The sequence below is a fragment of the Ochrobactrum sp. SFR4 genome, assembly GCF_019730395.1.
GTDB lineage: Bacteria > Pseudomonadota > Alphaproteobacteria > Rhizobiales > Rhizobiaceae > Pseudochrobactrum.
Window position 1 is genome coordinate 1 of record NZ_JAAPBB010000068.1, and the last position, 802, is coordinate 802.

Annotated in this window: 2 protein-coding genes; both read right to left on the reverse strand. The window is 49.9% G+C overall.

All coding sequences use genetic code 11. The features are described from left to right. The coding region (locus tag HBA93_RS17870; RefSeq protein ID WP_353619394.1) for a PfkB family carbohydrate kinase at window positions 1–187 on the reverse strand (187 nt) is incomplete at its 3' end. Window positions 188–202: 15 nt separating this feature from the next. Continuing rightward, window positions 203–802, reverse strand: a 600-nt coding sequence (locus HBA93_RS17875; protein WP_221724187.1) for an ATP-binding cassette domain-containing protein, incomplete at its 5' end; no start/stop codon positions are given.

Consider the following 802-nt stretch of genomic DNA (forward strand, 5'->3'; position numbering starts at 1 on the left):
CATCTTGGCCGACGGCACCACACATGAAAACCTCTGCACCATCGCGTGCAGCCGCCAGTGCCTGATTGCCACCCTTACCTCCAGCTTCCGTATGAAAACTTGTCGCTAGCAAAGTCTGGCCAGGTTGCGGCATATCTGCAAGCTGAAACATAAAATCCACATTAATGGAGCCAAAGGTAATGATCACAGTGCTTCTCCAGATTTATGCTACTTGAACAAAGTGATCGTCGCTCACTTGTTCATAAATACGTTGTGGCACAACATAATCGGGTGCACGTAACGGGCTTTTAATTTCGTCATTATTCACGCGGCGGATTTGGCGGCGTGACGGATCAGGTATTGGAACAGCAGCCATCAGACGCTTGGTATATTCATGCTGCGGATTTTCGAAAACTGCCTGACGTGAGCCAATTTCTACAATCTCTCCCAGATACATCACCGCGACCCTGTGGCTGATCCTTTCGACAACCGCCATGTCATGGCTGATAAAGAGATAGCCGAGACTATATTTTTCCTGCAAATCGAGCATCAAATTGATGACCTGCGCTTTAACTGACACGTCGAGTGCAGAGACAGATTCATCCGCGATCAGCAATTTAGGTTCAAGGGCAAGTGCGCGTGCGATACAAACACGCTGCCTTTGACCACCCGAAAACTCATGCGGAAAACGGTCCATCATGGATGCTGAAAGACCAACACGTTCCAGGAGATCGCCAACACGGTTGCGCGCTTCATCTGCTCTGGCCAAGCCATGCGCTACAATCGGCTCTGCAATAGCCTCCCCAATACGAATACGCGGGTT